This window comes from Streptomyces sp. 4N509B (assembly GCF_052245655.1).
In the GTDB taxonomy this organism is placed as follows: Bacteria; Actinomycetota; Actinomycetes; order Streptomycetales; family Streptomycetaceae; genus Streptomyces.
In genome coordinates, this window is sequence record NZ_JBQQBZ010000002.1 from 127,456 (window position 1) to 142,027 (window position 14,572).

Annotated in this window: 13 protein-coding genes; 4 read left to right on the plus strand and 9 right to left on the minus strand. The window is 71.1% G+C overall.

The annotated features are described in order from the left end of the window. The first annotated feature begins 133 nt into the window (after positions 1–133). Both rarD and cyaB read left to right on the plus strand, forming a co-directional pair. On the plus strand, positions 134–1,075 hold the full coding sequence (gene rarD, locus ACTWP5_RS02680) for an EamA family transporter RarD (RefSeq protein WP_443219040.1): 942 nt from the start codon (positions 134–136) through the stop codon (positions 1,073–1,075). Positions 1,076–1,217: 142 nt separating this feature from the next. After that, positions 1,218–1,781: a class IV adenylate cyclase gene (gene cyaB / locus ACTWP5_RS02685; RefSeq protein ID WP_443219041.1), complete on the plus strand. Its 564-nt coding sequence runs from the start codon at positions 1,218–1,220 to the stop codon at positions 1,779–1,781. 99 nt (positions 1,782–1,880) lie between these two features. Here the strand turns inward: cyaB and ACTWP5_RS02690 are convergent, their stop codons facing one another. After that, the gene (locus tag ACTWP5_RS02690) at positions 1,881–2,855 is read right to left on the minus strand and encodes a LolA family protein (protein WP_443219042.1); all 975 of its coding nucleotides are present in this window, start codon (positions 2,853–2,855) and stop codon (positions 1,881–1,883) included. A gap of 257 nt (positions 2,856–3,112) precedes the next feature. Continuing rightward, positions 3,113–4,150 (minus strand): polyprenyl synthetase family protein, encoded by a 1,038-nt coding sequence (locus ACTWP5_RS02695; protein WP_443219043.1) that lies wholly within the window; start codon positions 4,148–4,150, stop codon positions 3,113–3,115. A gap of 192 nt (positions 4,151–4,342) precedes the next feature. Here ACTWP5_RS02695 and ACTWP5_RS02700 point away from each other — a divergent pair, with 192 nt between their 5' ends. Next, positions 4,343–4,906 carry a hypothetical protein gene (locus tag ACTWP5_RS02700; protein WP_443219044.1) on the plus strand — a complete coding sequence of 188 codons (564 nt, stop codon included), beginning with the start codon at positions 4,343–4,345 and terminating at the stop codon, positions 4,904–4,906. Between the two features lie 102 nt (positions 4,907–5,008). Next, positions 5,009–5,980, plus strand: a complete 972-nt coding sequence (locus ACTWP5_RS02705; protein WP_443219045.1) for a hypothetical protein — start codon at positions 5,009–5,011, stop codon at positions 5,978–5,980. A gap of 135 nt (positions 5,981–6,115) precedes the next feature. Here ACTWP5_RS02705 and nuoN read toward each other — a convergent pair whose 3' ends face one another. Genes nuoN through nuoH form a run of 7 tightly spaced genes read right to left on the minus strand, consistent with a single transcriptional unit; the run spans position 6,116 to position 14,570 of the window. Next, on the minus strand, positions 6,116–7,720 hold the full coding sequence (gene nuoN / locus ACTWP5_RS02710) for an NADH-quinone oxidoreductase subunit NuoN (protein WP_443219046.1): 1,605 nt from the start codon (positions 7,718–7,720) through the stop codon (positions 6,116–6,118). Beyond that, the gene (locus ACTWP5_RS02715) at positions 7,713–9,359 is read right to left on the minus strand and encodes an NADH-quinone oxidoreductase subunit M (protein ID WP_443219047.1); all 1,647 of its coding nucleotides are present in this window, start codon (positions 9,357–9,359) and stop codon (positions 7,713–7,715) included. Before ACTWP5_RS02715 ends, nuoN begins: the two co-directional genes overlap by 8 nt. A gap of 6 nt (positions 9,360–9,365) precedes the next feature. Beyond that, positions 9,366–11,261, minus strand: a complete 1,896-nt coding sequence (gene nuoL / locus ACTWP5_RS02720; protein WP_443219048.1) for an NADH-quinone oxidoreductase subunit L — start codon at positions 11,259–11,261, stop codon at positions 9,366–9,368. A 31-nt stretch (positions 11,262–11,292) separates the two neighbouring features. Next, entirely contained in the window at positions 11,293–11,592 is a 300-nt protein-coding gene (gene nuoK / locus ACTWP5_RS02725; RefSeq protein WP_443219049.1) for an NADH-quinone oxidoreductase subunit NuoK, read from the minus strand. After that, the gene (locus ACTWP5_RS02730; protein WP_443219050.1) at positions 11,589–12,548 is read right to left on the minus strand and encodes an NADH-quinone oxidoreductase subunit J; all 960 of its coding nucleotides are present in this window, start codon (positions 12,546–12,548) and stop codon (positions 11,589–11,591) included. Before ACTWP5_RS02730 ends, nuoK begins: the two co-directional genes overlap by 4 nt. Further along, positions 12,545–13,237, minus strand: a complete 693-nt coding sequence (nuoI, locus tag ACTWP5_RS02735; protein ID WP_443219051.1) for an NADH-quinone oxidoreductase subunit NuoI — start codon at positions 13,235–13,237, stop codon at positions 12,545–12,547. Before nuoI ends, ACTWP5_RS02730 begins: the two co-directional genes overlap by 4 nt. Continuing rightward, a complete protein-coding gene (gene nuoH / locus ACTWP5_RS02740; protein WP_443219324.1) occupies positions 13,230–14,570 on the minus strand; it encodes an NADH-quinone oxidoreductase subunit NuoH in 1,341 nt (446 codons plus the stop codon). Before nuoH ends, nuoI begins: the two co-directional genes overlap by 8 nt. Between the last annotated feature and the right edge of the window lie 2 nt (positions 14,571–14,572).

The window sequence follows — 14,572 nt, forward strand, 5'->3', positions numbered from 1 at the left end:
CGGCCTCGATTCGGCTTCCGGGTGGGGCGCCGCGTCCCGTCGAACGCACCGGTCGGCGGGAATGCGGCGCCCCACCCCGTTGCTACCTTGATGTCGAGAGACATGACGCGCACGTGGACGGCTGGAGGTCAGGGTGGCGGCGGGAGCGGGCCGGGCGGGGCTGGCGTACGGCTTCGCGGCCTACGGCATGTGGGGGCTGCTGCCGCTCTACTGGCACCAGCTGTCCTCGATCGGCGCCTGGGAGGTCCTGGCCCACCGCATGGTGTGGTCGCTGCCCACCGCGTTGCTCATCCTCGCCCTGATCCGCAGCTGGTCGTGGATACGCCCGCTGCTGCGGCAGCCGAAGCGCCTGGCGATGCTCCTGGGCACGGCCGGCCTGATCACGGTGAACTGGTGGCTGTTCATCTGGTCCGTCGCCAACGAGCGCACCATCGAGGCGTCCCTCGGGTACTTCATCAACCCCCTCTTCACCATCGCCCTCGGCGTGCTGCTGCTCCGCGAGCGGCTGCGCCGCGCCCAGTGGGCGGCCGTCGCCATCGGCGGCCTCGCCGTGGTGGTGATGAGCGTCGCCTACGGCCAGGTGCCCTGGATCTCCCTCGCCCTCAGCACGAGCTTCGCCCTCTACGGCCTGCTGAAGAAGCAGACCGGCCTCGACGGCGTGGAGGGCTTCAGCGCGGACTCCCTGCTCCAGTTCCTGCCCGCCGCCGGGTACCTGCTGGTGCTCGCCACCCGCGGCGACGGCACGTTCACCGCCGAGGGGCCGGGCCACATGCTGCTGCTGCTCGCCGCCGGGCCGATCACGGCCCTGCCGCTGATCTTCTTCGGCGCCGCCGCCGTGCGGGTCCCACTGTCGACTCTCGGCCTGATGCAGTACCTCGCCCCCACCTCCATGTTCCTGCTCGGCCTGCTCGCCTTCGGTGAGGAGATGCCGCCGGAGCGCTGGACCGGCTTCGTGCTGGTGTGGACCGCGTTGACGGTGCTGACCTGGGACGCCCTGCGCCACGCCCGCCGCTCCCGCGCCCGCACCGTGGCGCGTCACGCCCCCGCACCCGCCGCCGGCCGGGTGCGCGCCTGATCCGGCCGGCCTCACCGCGGGTAGGGTCGGACACAGTGCGATGACGTGAACGTGACCGAATGCGATGAGGTGTTCCACTCGCTGAGTGACCGGTCACGTACGATGCGATGACGAACGACGCCGACTCGGAGAGGTTCAAGCGGTGATCGAAGCGGAACTCAAGGCCCACGTCCACGGACCCCAGGACGTCATACGCCACCTGGAGCAGTACGGCCCGGGGCACGTGGAGACGTACCACGACACGTACTACGACGACGCGGCGGGCACCCTCACCGCACGGGACGCGGAGCTGCGCACACGCACGGTGAGCAGCCCGCACGACACCCGCTTCGTGCTCACCTACAAGGGCGCCGCGATCGACCAGGTCTCGGGATCCAAGCCGGAGCACGAGACGCGGGTCACCGACCCCGACGCGGTCCACGCCATGCTCACCGGCCTCGGGTACCACCCGGTGATCGACTTCGAGAAGCGGTGCCGGAACTACGAGTTCGACGCGAGGGGCCGGAAGATGCAGGCGACCCTCGCCTTCCTCCCCGAGCTCGACGAGACCTTCCTCGAACTGGAGACGCTGATCCAGGACCGGGACGAGCTGCGCATCGCGCTCGACGACGTGCGGGCCGTCCTGCACGACCTCGGCATCAAGGACGCCGACCTCACCAAGCAGCGGTACACCGAGGCCGTCACCGCCCGCCGCGCGCGGGGCTGACAGCCCGGCACGACGAGGCACTGTGAGACGAGAGGCACGACGAGGGGGCCCGCCTGCTGCGGGCCCCCGAGCCGTTCCCGACCACCGGCTCGCCGGTGGTCACCAGCCGCCGTGCGCCCCCATGTCCTCGGGGAGCAGCCCGCCGAACTCGCCGAAGAGCTCCTCCATGTCGTTCAGCTCGTGCACCGTGGCGTCGGCCGGCGGCGTGAAGTCGAACGTGCCGCCCGTCGGCTGCTCGTAGGTGATCTCGGAGAACGACACGTCCAGAAGCGTCCCGTCCTCGCCCTCGACGGTCACCGCCAGCGGCACGCCCGTCTCACCGTCCACCGAGACCCGCACGGCACTCGCCCGGCCGTCCAGCTCCGCAGCGGCCTCGCCGCGCGGCTCCACCAGCAGCTGGTACGCGTCCCGGCCCGCGACCCGCGCGGTGCCGTCCACGGTGATGTCGGCGTGCTCCCCGGCGCCGTCGAGGAAGCGCTCGGCGAGCTCCTGCGGCGTGAGGCCCTCGATGCCCTCCCCGCCGCCGAACGGCCCGTGCGCGCCCCACTCGTTCTCCAGCTCCTCCTCCAGCTGCCGGCGCTCCTCCTCGGTGGGCTCCGGCACGGCGAGTTGGAAGACCGTGTTGCTCGCGCTGTCGTACGCCCACACCTCGTCGCCGTTGTGGATCACGGCGAACTCCTCGTCGCCGTCCTGCACGGCGAGGCGCTGCCGCTCCGCACCGTCCACCGCGACACGCAGCGACGCCTCGCCGGCGGCCAGGTCCGCCACCGCGCCCGCGACGCCGCTCGCGCCGCTGTCGCCGAGCACTCCGCTCACCAGCCCGCCCAGGTCGGGCAGGCCGGGTATCGCGAGGTCGGTGTTGACCCGCACCGTGCCGGAGAGCTGCGCCGTGTCGGAGGCGGCGACCTGGGCCAGCAGCTCCTCGGCGGTGACCTCCGGGAGGTCCGGCGCGCCGTCGCTGGCCAGCGCCGGCCAGATGCCCACCCCGACCACGGCGACACCCGCCACCACCCCGGCCGTCACGGCGAACTGCCGCACGCCCTTCGACCGTGCCGTCGTCCCTGTCTCAGCCATCTGATGTTCCCCATCCATCGGTCATCGCCTGCAACAGACCTGACTAGTGACCTCATTGCATCAGTCACGGTCGAAACCGGCATCAGACGACGGTCGTCATTCCGTGTCCTACCCAGGGAGTACCGGCGGGGCCGCCCGGGGCCCGTTCCCGTAGGGGACGCGGGGCCGGACCACGGGGTCCGGGTAGGCCGAACGGGTGAAGAACGGAATGGGGAACGGGGTGAGGAACGGGGTGGCGAACGCCCTGCTCGTGGGGCCTACGTCGTGCGCAGCGCCACCGCGTCACAGAGCTCCGCCAGAGCCCGCCGGGCCGGGATGTCCGGCAGCGGGTCGAGGGCGCGGCGCGCCTGCTCCGCGTAGGACCGGGCGTCGCGCCGGGCCTGTTCGAGCGCCGGGTGGGCCCGCAGCCCGGCCAGGGCCTCGGCGAGCCGGCCGTCGTCGCTCAGGTCCCCCTCCAGCAGTGCCAGCAGCTCCCGGTCCCGCCGGAGCGCCGGGTCACTCTCGGCGCTCTCCCGCTCGCCCCGCGCCACCCGCTCCCGCAGCCGCAGCACCGGCATCGTCACCACGCCCTCGCGCAGGTCGGTGCCGGGCGTCTTGCCCGACTCCTCGCCGTCGCTGGCGATGTCCAGCACGTCGTCGGCGAGCTGGAAGGCGACCCCGATGCGCTCGCCGTACTGTGCCATCACGTCGATCACCGACTCGTCCGCCCCCGACAGCAGCGCCCCCAGGCGGCCCGAGACCGCGATCAGCGAGCCCGTCTTGCCCGCTATCACCTCGAGGTAGTGCGCCACCGGGTCCTGGTCGGGGCCCGGCCCCGTCGTCTCCCGGATCTGGCCGGTGACCAGACGCTCGAACGCCTCCGCCTGGACGTGCACGGCCTCCGCCCCGAGTTCGGCCGCTATCGTCGAGGCGCGCGCGAACAGGAAGTCGCCGGTGAGGACGGCGATCGTGTTGTCGAAGCGGGCGTTGGCGCTGGGGACGCCGCGGCGGATCTCGGCCTCGTCCATGATGTCGTCGTGGTAGAGCGTGGCCAGGTGGGTCAGCTCCACGGTGACGGCGCTCGGCACCACCCCGGGGGCGTGCGGATCGCCGAAGTGCGCGGCCAGCAGCGTCAACAGCGGCCTGAAGCGTTTCCCGCCGGCCCGCACCAGGTGCTGGGCGGCCTCGGTGATGAAGGGGACGTCACTCTTCGTGGCCTCGATGAGCCCCGCCTCGACAGCCGCCAGCCCCGTCCGGATGTCGGCTTCCAGCGCGCTGTCGCGCACACTCGCCCCGAAGGGACCCACGACCGTCACGAGCGTTACTCCTGTCTGCGGCCTGCTGTTTCTGTGGGTTGTCCCAGGCAGGGTAACCGGTCAGAAGTGGATCACCGCGCCCACATCCCCCCGGGAGGCGCGCACGGCGGGGCCGCGTCGGGGTACGGTCGCTGTGACGCGTTCACAGTTCGAGGGGATCCGATGCGTACGTCGATGCGTAGGTCAAGGTCAGTGAGGCTCGCCGCGCCGGCCGTCGCGGCGGCGGCGGTGCTGCTGCTCAGCGCGTGTGGGGGCGACAGCGAGGAGGGGTCGGGATCGGGCGGCGAGGACCAGCAGTCCGAGTCCACCGGCGGCTCCGAGGGAGGATCCGAGGGCGGCTCCGGCGGTGGCGAGGAGGGCGGCAGCCACGACGTGGCGGGCACCTGGTCCACGGCCCTCGAAGCCCCGTACAACCTCCTCGTTCTCACGCACGAGGGCACCGCGACGTTCATGAACGACAGCGGCGAGGAGATCTGCACCGGCCCGATGGAGGGCGACTCCCTCGCGCTGGTCTGCGCCTCGGGGAACACCGAGTTCACCAACGCCACGCTGACGCAGGACGGCGACACCCTCACCGTGGCCTGGGAGTCCGGCACCGAGGAGACGTACCAGCGCGCCGACGACGCGGCGATGGACCTGATCCCGGACGTCCCCGGTCTGGAGGAGCTGGAGGACCTCCAGGGCGACCTCGACGACATCCAGCAGGACCTCGAGGACCTGGAGGACATGGGTGACCTCGGCGGGCTGAACAACTAGCCACCGGCACCGGCCAAACCGCCACATCCCCCTACGGGTTGGGGAACCAGCTCCGACAGACTGGCGTGTCAGGGGAGACACACAGCCCGTAGGGGGTTTGGCATGGGGAGTGGACAGGCGGCTGCCCGCCGGCTGGTGGGATACGTCGCGCTCGTGCCCGTGGTGTTATGGGCGAGCGGCTGCTCCGGGGGCGGCGGCAGCGACACCAGGGACATCACCGAGGGCGCCGACTACAGCGACGGCACGCTGACCGGCGACGTGCTGGGCGACGGCCTGAGCGAGCCCGGCGACTGGCAGGACCGGATGCCGGACGGGGACGAGGTGGACCTCCCCGACGACAGCGAGCTCGACGAGTGGGGCTCGGAAGGCGGCGCCGAGGGCGCCTGGTTCAGCACCGACGACCCGTACAACAGCCTCGCCCTCCTCTCCGGCGGCACGGCGAGCCTGGCCGACAACGAGGACTACTGCGACGGCACCTACACCCAGGACGGCGACGCGATCACCCTCCGGTTCCCCGGGTGTTACCCGGCCGCCCACGAGACGGGCGAGGCGGTGCTGACCGACGGGACGCTCACCGTCGGCTGGGCCGACGGCACGACGGAGGTCTACAGCCAGGACATCGCGGACCAGCCCTCCCCCGACCTCGACGGCGGCAGCGGCGGCAGCGGGGGCGGCTCCGGCGGTGGGGGCTCCGGAGGCGGTGGCGGTGGCGGCGGCTCGCAGAACGTCGGGGAGGAGATCTCCGGCGTCTGGTCGGGGAACGACGGCTCCCTCTTCATGGTGATCCCCGCCGAGGAGTCCGGCACGGGCATCGCCAACGCCTCCTACCTGGCTGCGGGCTCGGACACCGAGTGCATCGGCATCCTCCTTGAGGACCTGCTCGGCGAGGGCTGGGACGCGACGCTCAGCTGCGAGGTGGACTCCACGGAGCTGATCTTCGGGGACGTCACCCTCGACGACGAGGTGCTCACCGTCACCTGGCCCGACACCGGCGAGTCCGCCGACTACCAGTGGATCGCCGAGTGGGACGAGGTGAACTCCGGCGGAGCCGGCGGCGGCACCGGCAACGCGTAGCGGCGGGAGCGCGGAGGGGCGGCGACGCCCGGGCAGCACGACACGACGGGCGCGGGCCCCGGCCGGTGGATGTCACCCGGCCGGGGCCCGCGCCCGTTCCGTCTCGCGAGGCGTTCGTGCCGCGCCGCCGCGGACTCAGCGCATGAACACGCCCGCGTCGCCCGCCAGGTCCAGGAAGTACTGCGGCGCGACGCCCAGGACCACCGTGACCAGCACCGCCAACGCCACCACGCTCGTCGTCAGCGGGCTCGGGATCACCACCGAGGGGCCCTCCGCCTTCGGCTCGCTGAAGAACATCAGCACGATGACCCGGATGTAGAAGAAGGCCGCGATGGCCGAGGCGAGGACGCCGACCACGACCAGACCCGTGGCGCCGGACTCCGCCGCCGCGCTGAAGACCGCGAACTTCCCGGCGAAGCCGGAGGTCAGCGGAATCCCGGCGAACGCCAGCAGGAAGAGTGCGAAGACCGCCGCCAGCACCGGCGAGCGCCGGCCGAGCCCCGCCCACTTCGACAGGTGCGTCGCCTCGCCGCCCGCGTCCCGCACGAGCGTCACGACCGCGAACGCGCCGAGCGTCACGAAGGAGTAGGCCGCCAGGTAGAAGAGGACGGACTTCACGCCCTCCTCGCTCACCGCCACGACGCCCGCCAGGATGAAGCCGGCGTGGGCGATGGAGGAGTACGCCAGCAGGCGCTTGACGTCGGTCTGCGTGATCGCGATGACGGCACCCGCCACCATGGAGGCGATCGCCACGCCCCACAGGACCGGCTCCCAGTCCCACTTCAGGCCCGGCAGCACCACGTAGAGCAGACGCAGCAGCGCGCCGAACGCCGCCACCTTCGTGGCCGCCGCCATGAAGCCCGTCACCGGGGTCGGCGCGCCCTGGTACACGTCGGGCGTCCACATGTGGAACGGCACCGCGCCCACCTTGAAGAACAGGCCCATCAGCACCATCGCGCCGCCGATCAGCAGCAGCACGTCGTTGCCCATCGTGGAGGCGAGACCGGCGTTGAGGGCGCTCGGCTCGCCGGCGACGACGTCGGCGATGCCCGCGTAGGAGACGGTGCCGGAGTACCCGTAGAGCAGGGCGATGCCGAAGAGCGTGAACGCCGAGGCGAAGGCGCCGAGCAGGAAGTACTTGACGGCCGCCTCCTGCGACAGCAGGCGGCGGCGGCGCGCCAGGGCGCAGAGCATGTACAGCGGGAGGGAGAAGACCTCCAGCGCGATGAAGAGCACCAGCAGGTCGTTGGCGGCGGGGAAGAGCAGCATGCCGCCGACGGCGAAGAGCAGCAGCGGGAAGATCTCCGTCGTGGTGTGCCCGGCCTTCACCGCCTCCTGCTCCGCGATCCCGCCGGGGACGGCCGCGGGCTGCGCGGCGAAGGAGTCCACCGGCCGCCCGTCGGTGTCGGCCGGCTCCAGCTGCCGCTCGGCGAACAGGAAGACCGAGACCAGGCCGACGAGCAGGATGATGCCCTGGAGGAAGAGCGCGGGCCCGTCGACGGCGAGCGAGCCCATGCCCGCGATCTCCGCCTTCGAGGTGGCGCGGTCGGTGACGGCGAGGCCGACGACGGCGGCGAAGGCACCCGCCATGGCGAGGCCGGCCAGCACCGACTGGGCGACGTAGCGGACCGGGCGGGAGGCGAACGCCTCGATCAGCACGCCGAGCAGGGCGGCGCCGAAGACGATCAGGCTCGGGGAGAGCGCGATCCACTCGATGTCGGGCGCCTGGAGATTATTCATTGCTGCCCGCCTCCACGGGGACCTGGGGTTCGGGATCGGTCTTGCCGACGTCGGACAGCGTGTGCTCGACGGCCGGGTTGACGATGTCGGTGAGCGGCTTCGGGTAGACGCCGAGGAAGATCAGGCCCGCGATCAGCGGCGTCACCACGGCGAGTTCCCGCACGCGCAGGTCGGGCAGCTTCTCCAGACCCGCCTTCACCGGCCCGGTCATGGTGCGCTGGTAGAGGATGAGCACGTACAGCGCGGCCAGCAGTATGCCGGAGACGGCGATGACGCCGGCGACCTGGAAGCGGCTGAAGGTGCCGACCAGCACCAGGAACTCGCTGACGAACGGGCCGGTTCCCGGGAGCGACAGGGTGGCGAGGCCACCGATCAGGAAGGCGCCGGCCAGCAGCGGGGCGGTCTTCTGCACGCCGCCGTAGTCCGCGATGAGGCGGGAGCCGCGGCGGGAGATGAGGAATCCGGCGACCAGCATCAACGCGGCCGTGGCGACGCCGTGGTTGACCATGTAGAGGGCGGCGCCGGACTGGCCCTGGCTGGTCATCGCGAAGATGCCGAGGATGATGAAGCCGAAGTGGCTGATGGACGCGTACGCGATGAGCCGCTTCATGTCGCGCTGCCCGATCGCCAGCAGGGCGCCGTAGACGATGCTGACCAGGGCGAGGGTGATCACCGCGGGCGTCGCCCAGTCGCTGGCCTCGGGGAAGAGGCCGAGGCAGAAGCGGAGCATCGCGAAGGTGCCGACCTTGTCCACCACGGCGGTGATGAGGACCGCGACCGGCGCGGTCGACTCGCCCATCGCGTTCGGCAGCCAGGTGTGGACCGGCCACAGCGGGGCCTTGATCGCGAAGGCGACGAAGAAGCCGAGGAAGAGCCAGCGTTCGGTGCTGGTGGCCATCTCCAGCTCGCCGGCGGCGCGGGCCTGAAGGATCGCCTGGAGGGAGAAGGTGCCCTCGCCGAGCTGGTCGGCGGTGACGACGTAGACGCCGATGACGGCGGCGAGCATCACCAGGCCGCCGACGAGGTTGTACAGCAGGAACTTCACGGCGGCGTAGGAGCGCTGGGCCGCCTGACCCGCCTCGTCCTGCTCGCCGGCGCGGTCCCCGAAGCCCCCGATGAGGAAGTACATCGGGATGAGCATGGCCTCGAAGAAGATGTAGAAGAGGAAGATGTCGGTGGCGACGAAGGACATCACGACCATCGCCTCGACCATGAGGATCAGCGCGAAGAAGCCCTGGGTCGGCCGCCAGCGGCGGGTGGCCTCCTTGTTCCGCATGGGCCCCTCCTGCCCGTCGGCGGGCAGGGAGGGAGGGTCGGCGTCGTTCCAGCCGGCGCCGATGAGGAAGGGGATCAGCGCGGCGGTCAGCACGATCATCGCGACGGCGATGCCGTCGACGCCGAGCTCGTAGCGGACGCCGAAGTCCTTGATCCACGCGTGGGACTCGGTCAGCTGGTACCGCTCGGCGCCGTCGCCGGTGTCGAAGCGGAGCACCACGGCGGCGGCGAGGCCGGCGGTGACCAGCGAGAACAGCAGCGCGAGCCACTTGGCGGCCGTGCGCTGGGCGGCGGGCACGGCGGCCGTGGCGACCGCGCCGATCGCCGGCGTCAGAACCAGGGCCGTCAGCAGGGGAAACGACATATCAGATCAGACCGCCCTCATCAGCAGGGTCGCGGCGACCAGCAGGGCCGCGCCGCCGAACATCGAGACCGCGTAGGAGCGGGCGAACCCGTTCTGGATTCGCCTGAGCCGCCCGGAGGCGCCGCCGACGGTGGCGGCGGTGCCGTTGACCAGGCCGTCGACGAGCTTGTGGTCGACGTAGACCAGGCCGCGCGTCAGGTACGTGCCGGGCCGGACGAACGCCGCGTGGTTGAAGTCGTCCTGGAGCAGGTCACGCCGGGCGGCCCGGGTGACGAAGGTGGCCGTGGGCGCCACGGCGGGCACCGGGCGCCGGCCGTACTGGAACCAGGCGGCGGCCACGCCGACCACCATCACGGCGGTGGCGGCGATCGACACCTCGCCGTGGCTGACGGGCGAGTGGCCGTGGGCCAGGCCGGTGACGGGCTCCAGCCAGTGGACGAAGTTCTCGTTCATGTCGAAGAAGAAGCCGGCGCCCAGCGAGCCGACGGCCAGCACCATCATGGGGATCGTCATGACGGCGGGCGACTCGTGCGGGTGCGGCTCGTGCCCGTGGGCGTCGGGCTGCCACCGCTTCTCGCCGAAGAACGTCATCAGCATGATCCGCGTCATGTAGTACGCGGTGAGCGCGGCGCCCAGCAGCATCACGCCGCCCAGCAGCCAGCCCTGCGTGTCCCCCTTGGAGAAGCCGGCGTAGATGATCTCGTCCTTGGAGAAGAAGCCGGAGAGGTAGGGGAAGCCGATGATGGCGAGGTAGGCGGCGCCGAAGGTGACGAAGGTGATCGGCATGTGCTTGCGGAGGCCGCCGTAGCGCCTCATGTCGACCTCGTCGTTCATGCCGTGCATCACCGAGCCGGCCCCGAGGAAGAGGTTCGCCTTGAAGAAGCCGTGGGTGACCAGGTGCATGATCGCGAAGACGTAGCCCAGCGGCCCGAGGCCGGTGGCCAGCATCATGTAGCCGATCTGCGACATCGTCGAGCCGGCCAGCGCCTTCTTGATGTCGTCCTTCGCGCATCCGACGACCGCACCGAAGAGCAGCGAGGCCGCGCCGACGACGATGACGACGGTCTGCGCGTCGGGCGCCGCGTCGAAGACGGCGGCGGAGCGGGTGACCAGGTACACGCCGGCCGTCACCATGGTGGCGGCGTGGATGAGGGCCGAGACCGGGGTCGGGCCCTCCATCGCGTCCCCGAGCCAGGACTGGAGCGGCACCTGCGCCGACTTGCCGCAGGCCGCGAGCAGCAGCATCAGCCCGATGCCCGTCAGCGTCGCCTCGCTGGTCTCGCCCGCGTTCGGGAAGACGCCGTCGAAGGCGAAGGTGCCGAAGGTGGTGAACATCAGGAAGATCGCGATGGCCAGGCCCGCGTCGCCGACGCGGTTGACCACGAACGCCTTCTTCGCCGCGGTGGCGGCGCTCGGCTTGTGCTGCCAGAAGCCGATCAGCAGGTACGAGGCGAGGCCGACGCCCTCCCAGCCCACGTAGAGCAGGAGGTAGTTGTCGGCGAGCACCAACAGCAGCATCGCCGCGAGGAAGAGGTTCAGGAACCCGAAGAACCGGCGGCGGCGCTCGTCGTGCGCCATGTAGCCGACCGAGTAGAGGTGGATGAGGCTTCCCACGCTCGTGATCAGCAGGACGAAGGTCATCGACAGCTGGTCGAGCTGGAAGGCCACGTCCGCCTGGAAGTCCGCGACCGGCACCCAGGAGAAGAGGTGCTGGTGCAGGGCTCGCTCCTCGCCGTCACGGCCGAGCATGTCGAAGAAGAGCACGACGGCGATGACGAACGACGCGGCGGCCATGAGGACGCCGATCCAGTGCCCGGCGCGGTCCAGGCGTCGCCCGCCGGTGAGGAGGAGGGCGGCGCCGAGGAGGGGTGGCGCGAGCAGCAGTCCGATAAGTGACTCCACGGGTCTTTTCCCCTTACGGCGCTTTCTCTGCTTAGAGCTTCATCAGGCTGGCGTCGTCGACCGAGGCCGAGTGGCGAGAGCGGTAGAGCATGACGATGATCGCCAGGCCGACGACGACCTCGGCCGCGGCGACGACCATGACGAAGAACGCCATGATCTGGCCGTCGAGGTTGCCGTGCATGCGGGAGAACGCGACCAGCGCCAGGTTGCTGGCGTTGAGCATCAGCTCGATGCACATGAAGACGACGATCGCGTTGCGCCGCAACAGCACCCCGCTCGCGCCGAGGGTGAAGAGCAGCGCGGCCAGGTAGAGGTAGTTCTCCGGGCTCACTGACGGGCCTCCTCTGCCTGGCTGGTGGCGCCGGCGCCGGCGTCGCGGTCGGCGCGCTCCACGCCGTTGTCCGCGGTGCCCTCGCCGCCCACACCGTTCGTGCCGTTGTCGTGCCGGTTGCCGTTGCGGACGCCCGGAAGGGTGCGTGGCGGCTCCTGGCCGTGGTACCGGGCGGTGCGCTGCTCCAGCGCCGCGACGTCGCGGACGGCCTCGCGGTGGATCTCGCGGATCTGGCCACGCTTGCGCAGCGTCTGGTTGATGGTGAGCTCGGCCGGCGTGCCGTCGGGCAGCAGGCCGGGCAGGTCCACCGCGTTGTGCCGGGCGTAGACGCCGGGGGCGGGCAGCGGCGGCAGGTGCTTGCCCTCGCGGACCCGCTCCTCGGCCTGCTCCCGCTGCGACTTGCTCTTCTCGACGCGCTCGCGGTGGGTCAGCAGCGTGGCGCCGACGGCCGAGATCGTCAGCAGGATGCCGACCACCTCGAACGCCACCACGTACCGGGTGAACAGCAGGGAGGCCAGGCCCTGGACGTTGCCGTCGGCGTTGGCCTCGGTGAGGCCGGTGAAGGAGCCGACCGACGCCTGGCCGAGGCCGGCGACGAGCAGGATGCCCATGCCGAGGCCGCAGCCGGCGGCGAGCCAGCGCTGCCCCTTGAGGGTCTCCTTCAGGGAGTCCGTGGAGCTCACCCCGACGAGCATCAGCACGAAGAGGAAGAGCATCATCACGGCGCCGGTGTAGACGACGATCTGCACCACGCCGAGGAAGTACGCCCCGTTGGCGAGGTAGAACAGCGCCAGGATGACCATGGTGCCGGCCAGGCAGAGCGCGGCGTGCACGGCCCGGCGCATCAGCACGGTGCCGAGCCCGCCGGCCAGCGCCAGCGGCGCCAGGATCCAGAACTGCGCGGCCTCGCCGGAGGACGTCGAGGTCTCCGCGGCCAGGGTTGCCAGCCCGCTCATGCTCCCACCTCCGGCGACTGCTGGCTGCCGCGGCGCCCGTGGGGCGCGTCGCCGTGCTCGGCGCCGGCCGGGTCGCGCAGCGAGGCGGCGGCGGCCAGGGCGTCGGTCTCGTCGACGGGCTCCCTGCCGGTCAGCCACTCCTCCGCGCGGGAGGTCGGCTCCTGCCGCACGGTGCCGGGGGCGGCGGCCGTGACCTCGCCCCGGTAGTACGACTGCTCGTCGGTGCCGGGGTACATGGCGTGCGGCGGCTCGACCATGCGCTCGTCCAGGCCCGCGAGCAGCTCCTCCTTGGTGTAGATGAGGGACTCGCGGGTCCTGTCGGCGAGCTCGTACTCGTTGGTCATGGTCAGCGCGCGCGTCGGGCACGCCTCCACGCACAGGCCGCACAGGATGCAGCGCAGGTAGTTGATCTGGTAGACGCGGCCGTACCGCTCACCCGGGGAGTACCGCTCCTCCTCGGTGTTGTCGGCGCCCTCCACGTAGATGGCGTCGGCGGGGCAGGCCCAGGCGCACAGCTCGCAGCCGATGCACTTCTCCAGCCCGTCCGGGTGGCGGTTGAGCTGGTGGCGGCCGTGGAAGCGGGGCGCGGTCGGCTTCTTCTGCTCCGGGTACTGCTCGGTGAGGCGCCGCTTGAACATGGCGCGGAAGGTCACGCCGAAGCCCGCTACCGGATTGTGGAACTCAGGCATGGTCGTCGCCCTCCTCCTTCCGTTCCTCTCGCAGGTCGGTCGTGGGGGCGCCGGCCGCGACCCTGTCCCGCTCGGCGCGGGAGGGACGGCGTGGCACCGGCGGCAGGGTCTGGCCTGGCAGCGGCGGCACGGGGTACCCGCCGGCCATCGGGTCGAACGGCTGCGCCGCGGCCTCGGCGGCCTCGGCCTCCTCGCGCTCGCGTTCGCCCCGGTCGCGGAAGAGGTCGACGACGAAGGAGAGCAGCAGCAGCACGAGGATGCCGCCGGAGACGTAGAGCACGATCTCGCGGAAGTCGTAGCCCTCGTTCTGCATGGCGCGGACGGCGGCCACCAGCATCAGCCAGACCAGGGCGATGGGGATGAGCACCTTCCAGCCGAGCACCATCAGCTGGTCGTAGCGGACGCGCGGCAGGGCGGCGCGGATCCACACGAAGAAGAAGATGACGGCGACGAGCTTGACGGTGAACCACAGCATCGGCCACCAGCCGGAGTTGGCGCCCTCCCAGAAGCTCAGCGGCGCGGGGGCCCGCCAGCCGCCGAGGAAGAGGGTCACCATCAGGGCGGAGACCGTCACCGTGTGGATGTACTCCGACATCATGAAGAAGGCGAACTTGATGGAGGAGTACTCCGTCAGGTATCCGCCGACGAGGTCGCCCTCGGACTCCGGCATGTCGAACGGCGGGCGGTGGGACTCGCCGACCATCGTGACCATGTAGATCAGGAAGGAGACGGGCAGCAGGACCACGAACCACCGGTCCTCCTGCTCGGCGACGATGCCGGAGGAGGAGAGCGTGCCGGAGTAGAGGAAGACGGCCGCGAAGGACAGGCCCATCGCGATCTCGTAGGAGATCATCTGGGCCGTCGCGCGCACGCCGCCGAGCAGCGGGTACGTCGAGTTGGAGGCCCAGCCGGCGAGCACCGTGCCGTAGACCGCGATGGCGGAGGTGGCCAGCACGTACAGCAGCGCCACCGGCAGGTCGGTCAGCTGGAGGACCGTCTCGGTGCCGAAGATGCTGACGGGGTCGTCGGCGGGGCCGAAGGGGATCACGGCGATCGCCATGAACGCCGGGGCGGCGGCGAGGAGGGGCGCCAGGATGTACACCGGCTTGTCGGCGCCCTTGACGACGATGTCCTCCTTCAGCATCAGCTTGATGCCGTCCGCCAGGGACTGGAGCATGCCCCAGGGCCCGTGGCGGTTGGGGCCGATGCGCAGCTGCATCCAGCCGAGGACCTTGCGCTCCATGACGATGCAGATGAGCACGCAGACCAGCACGAAGGCGAAGCAGAACACCGCCTTGATCAGGATCAGCCAGAAGGGGTCCTGTCCGAACATGG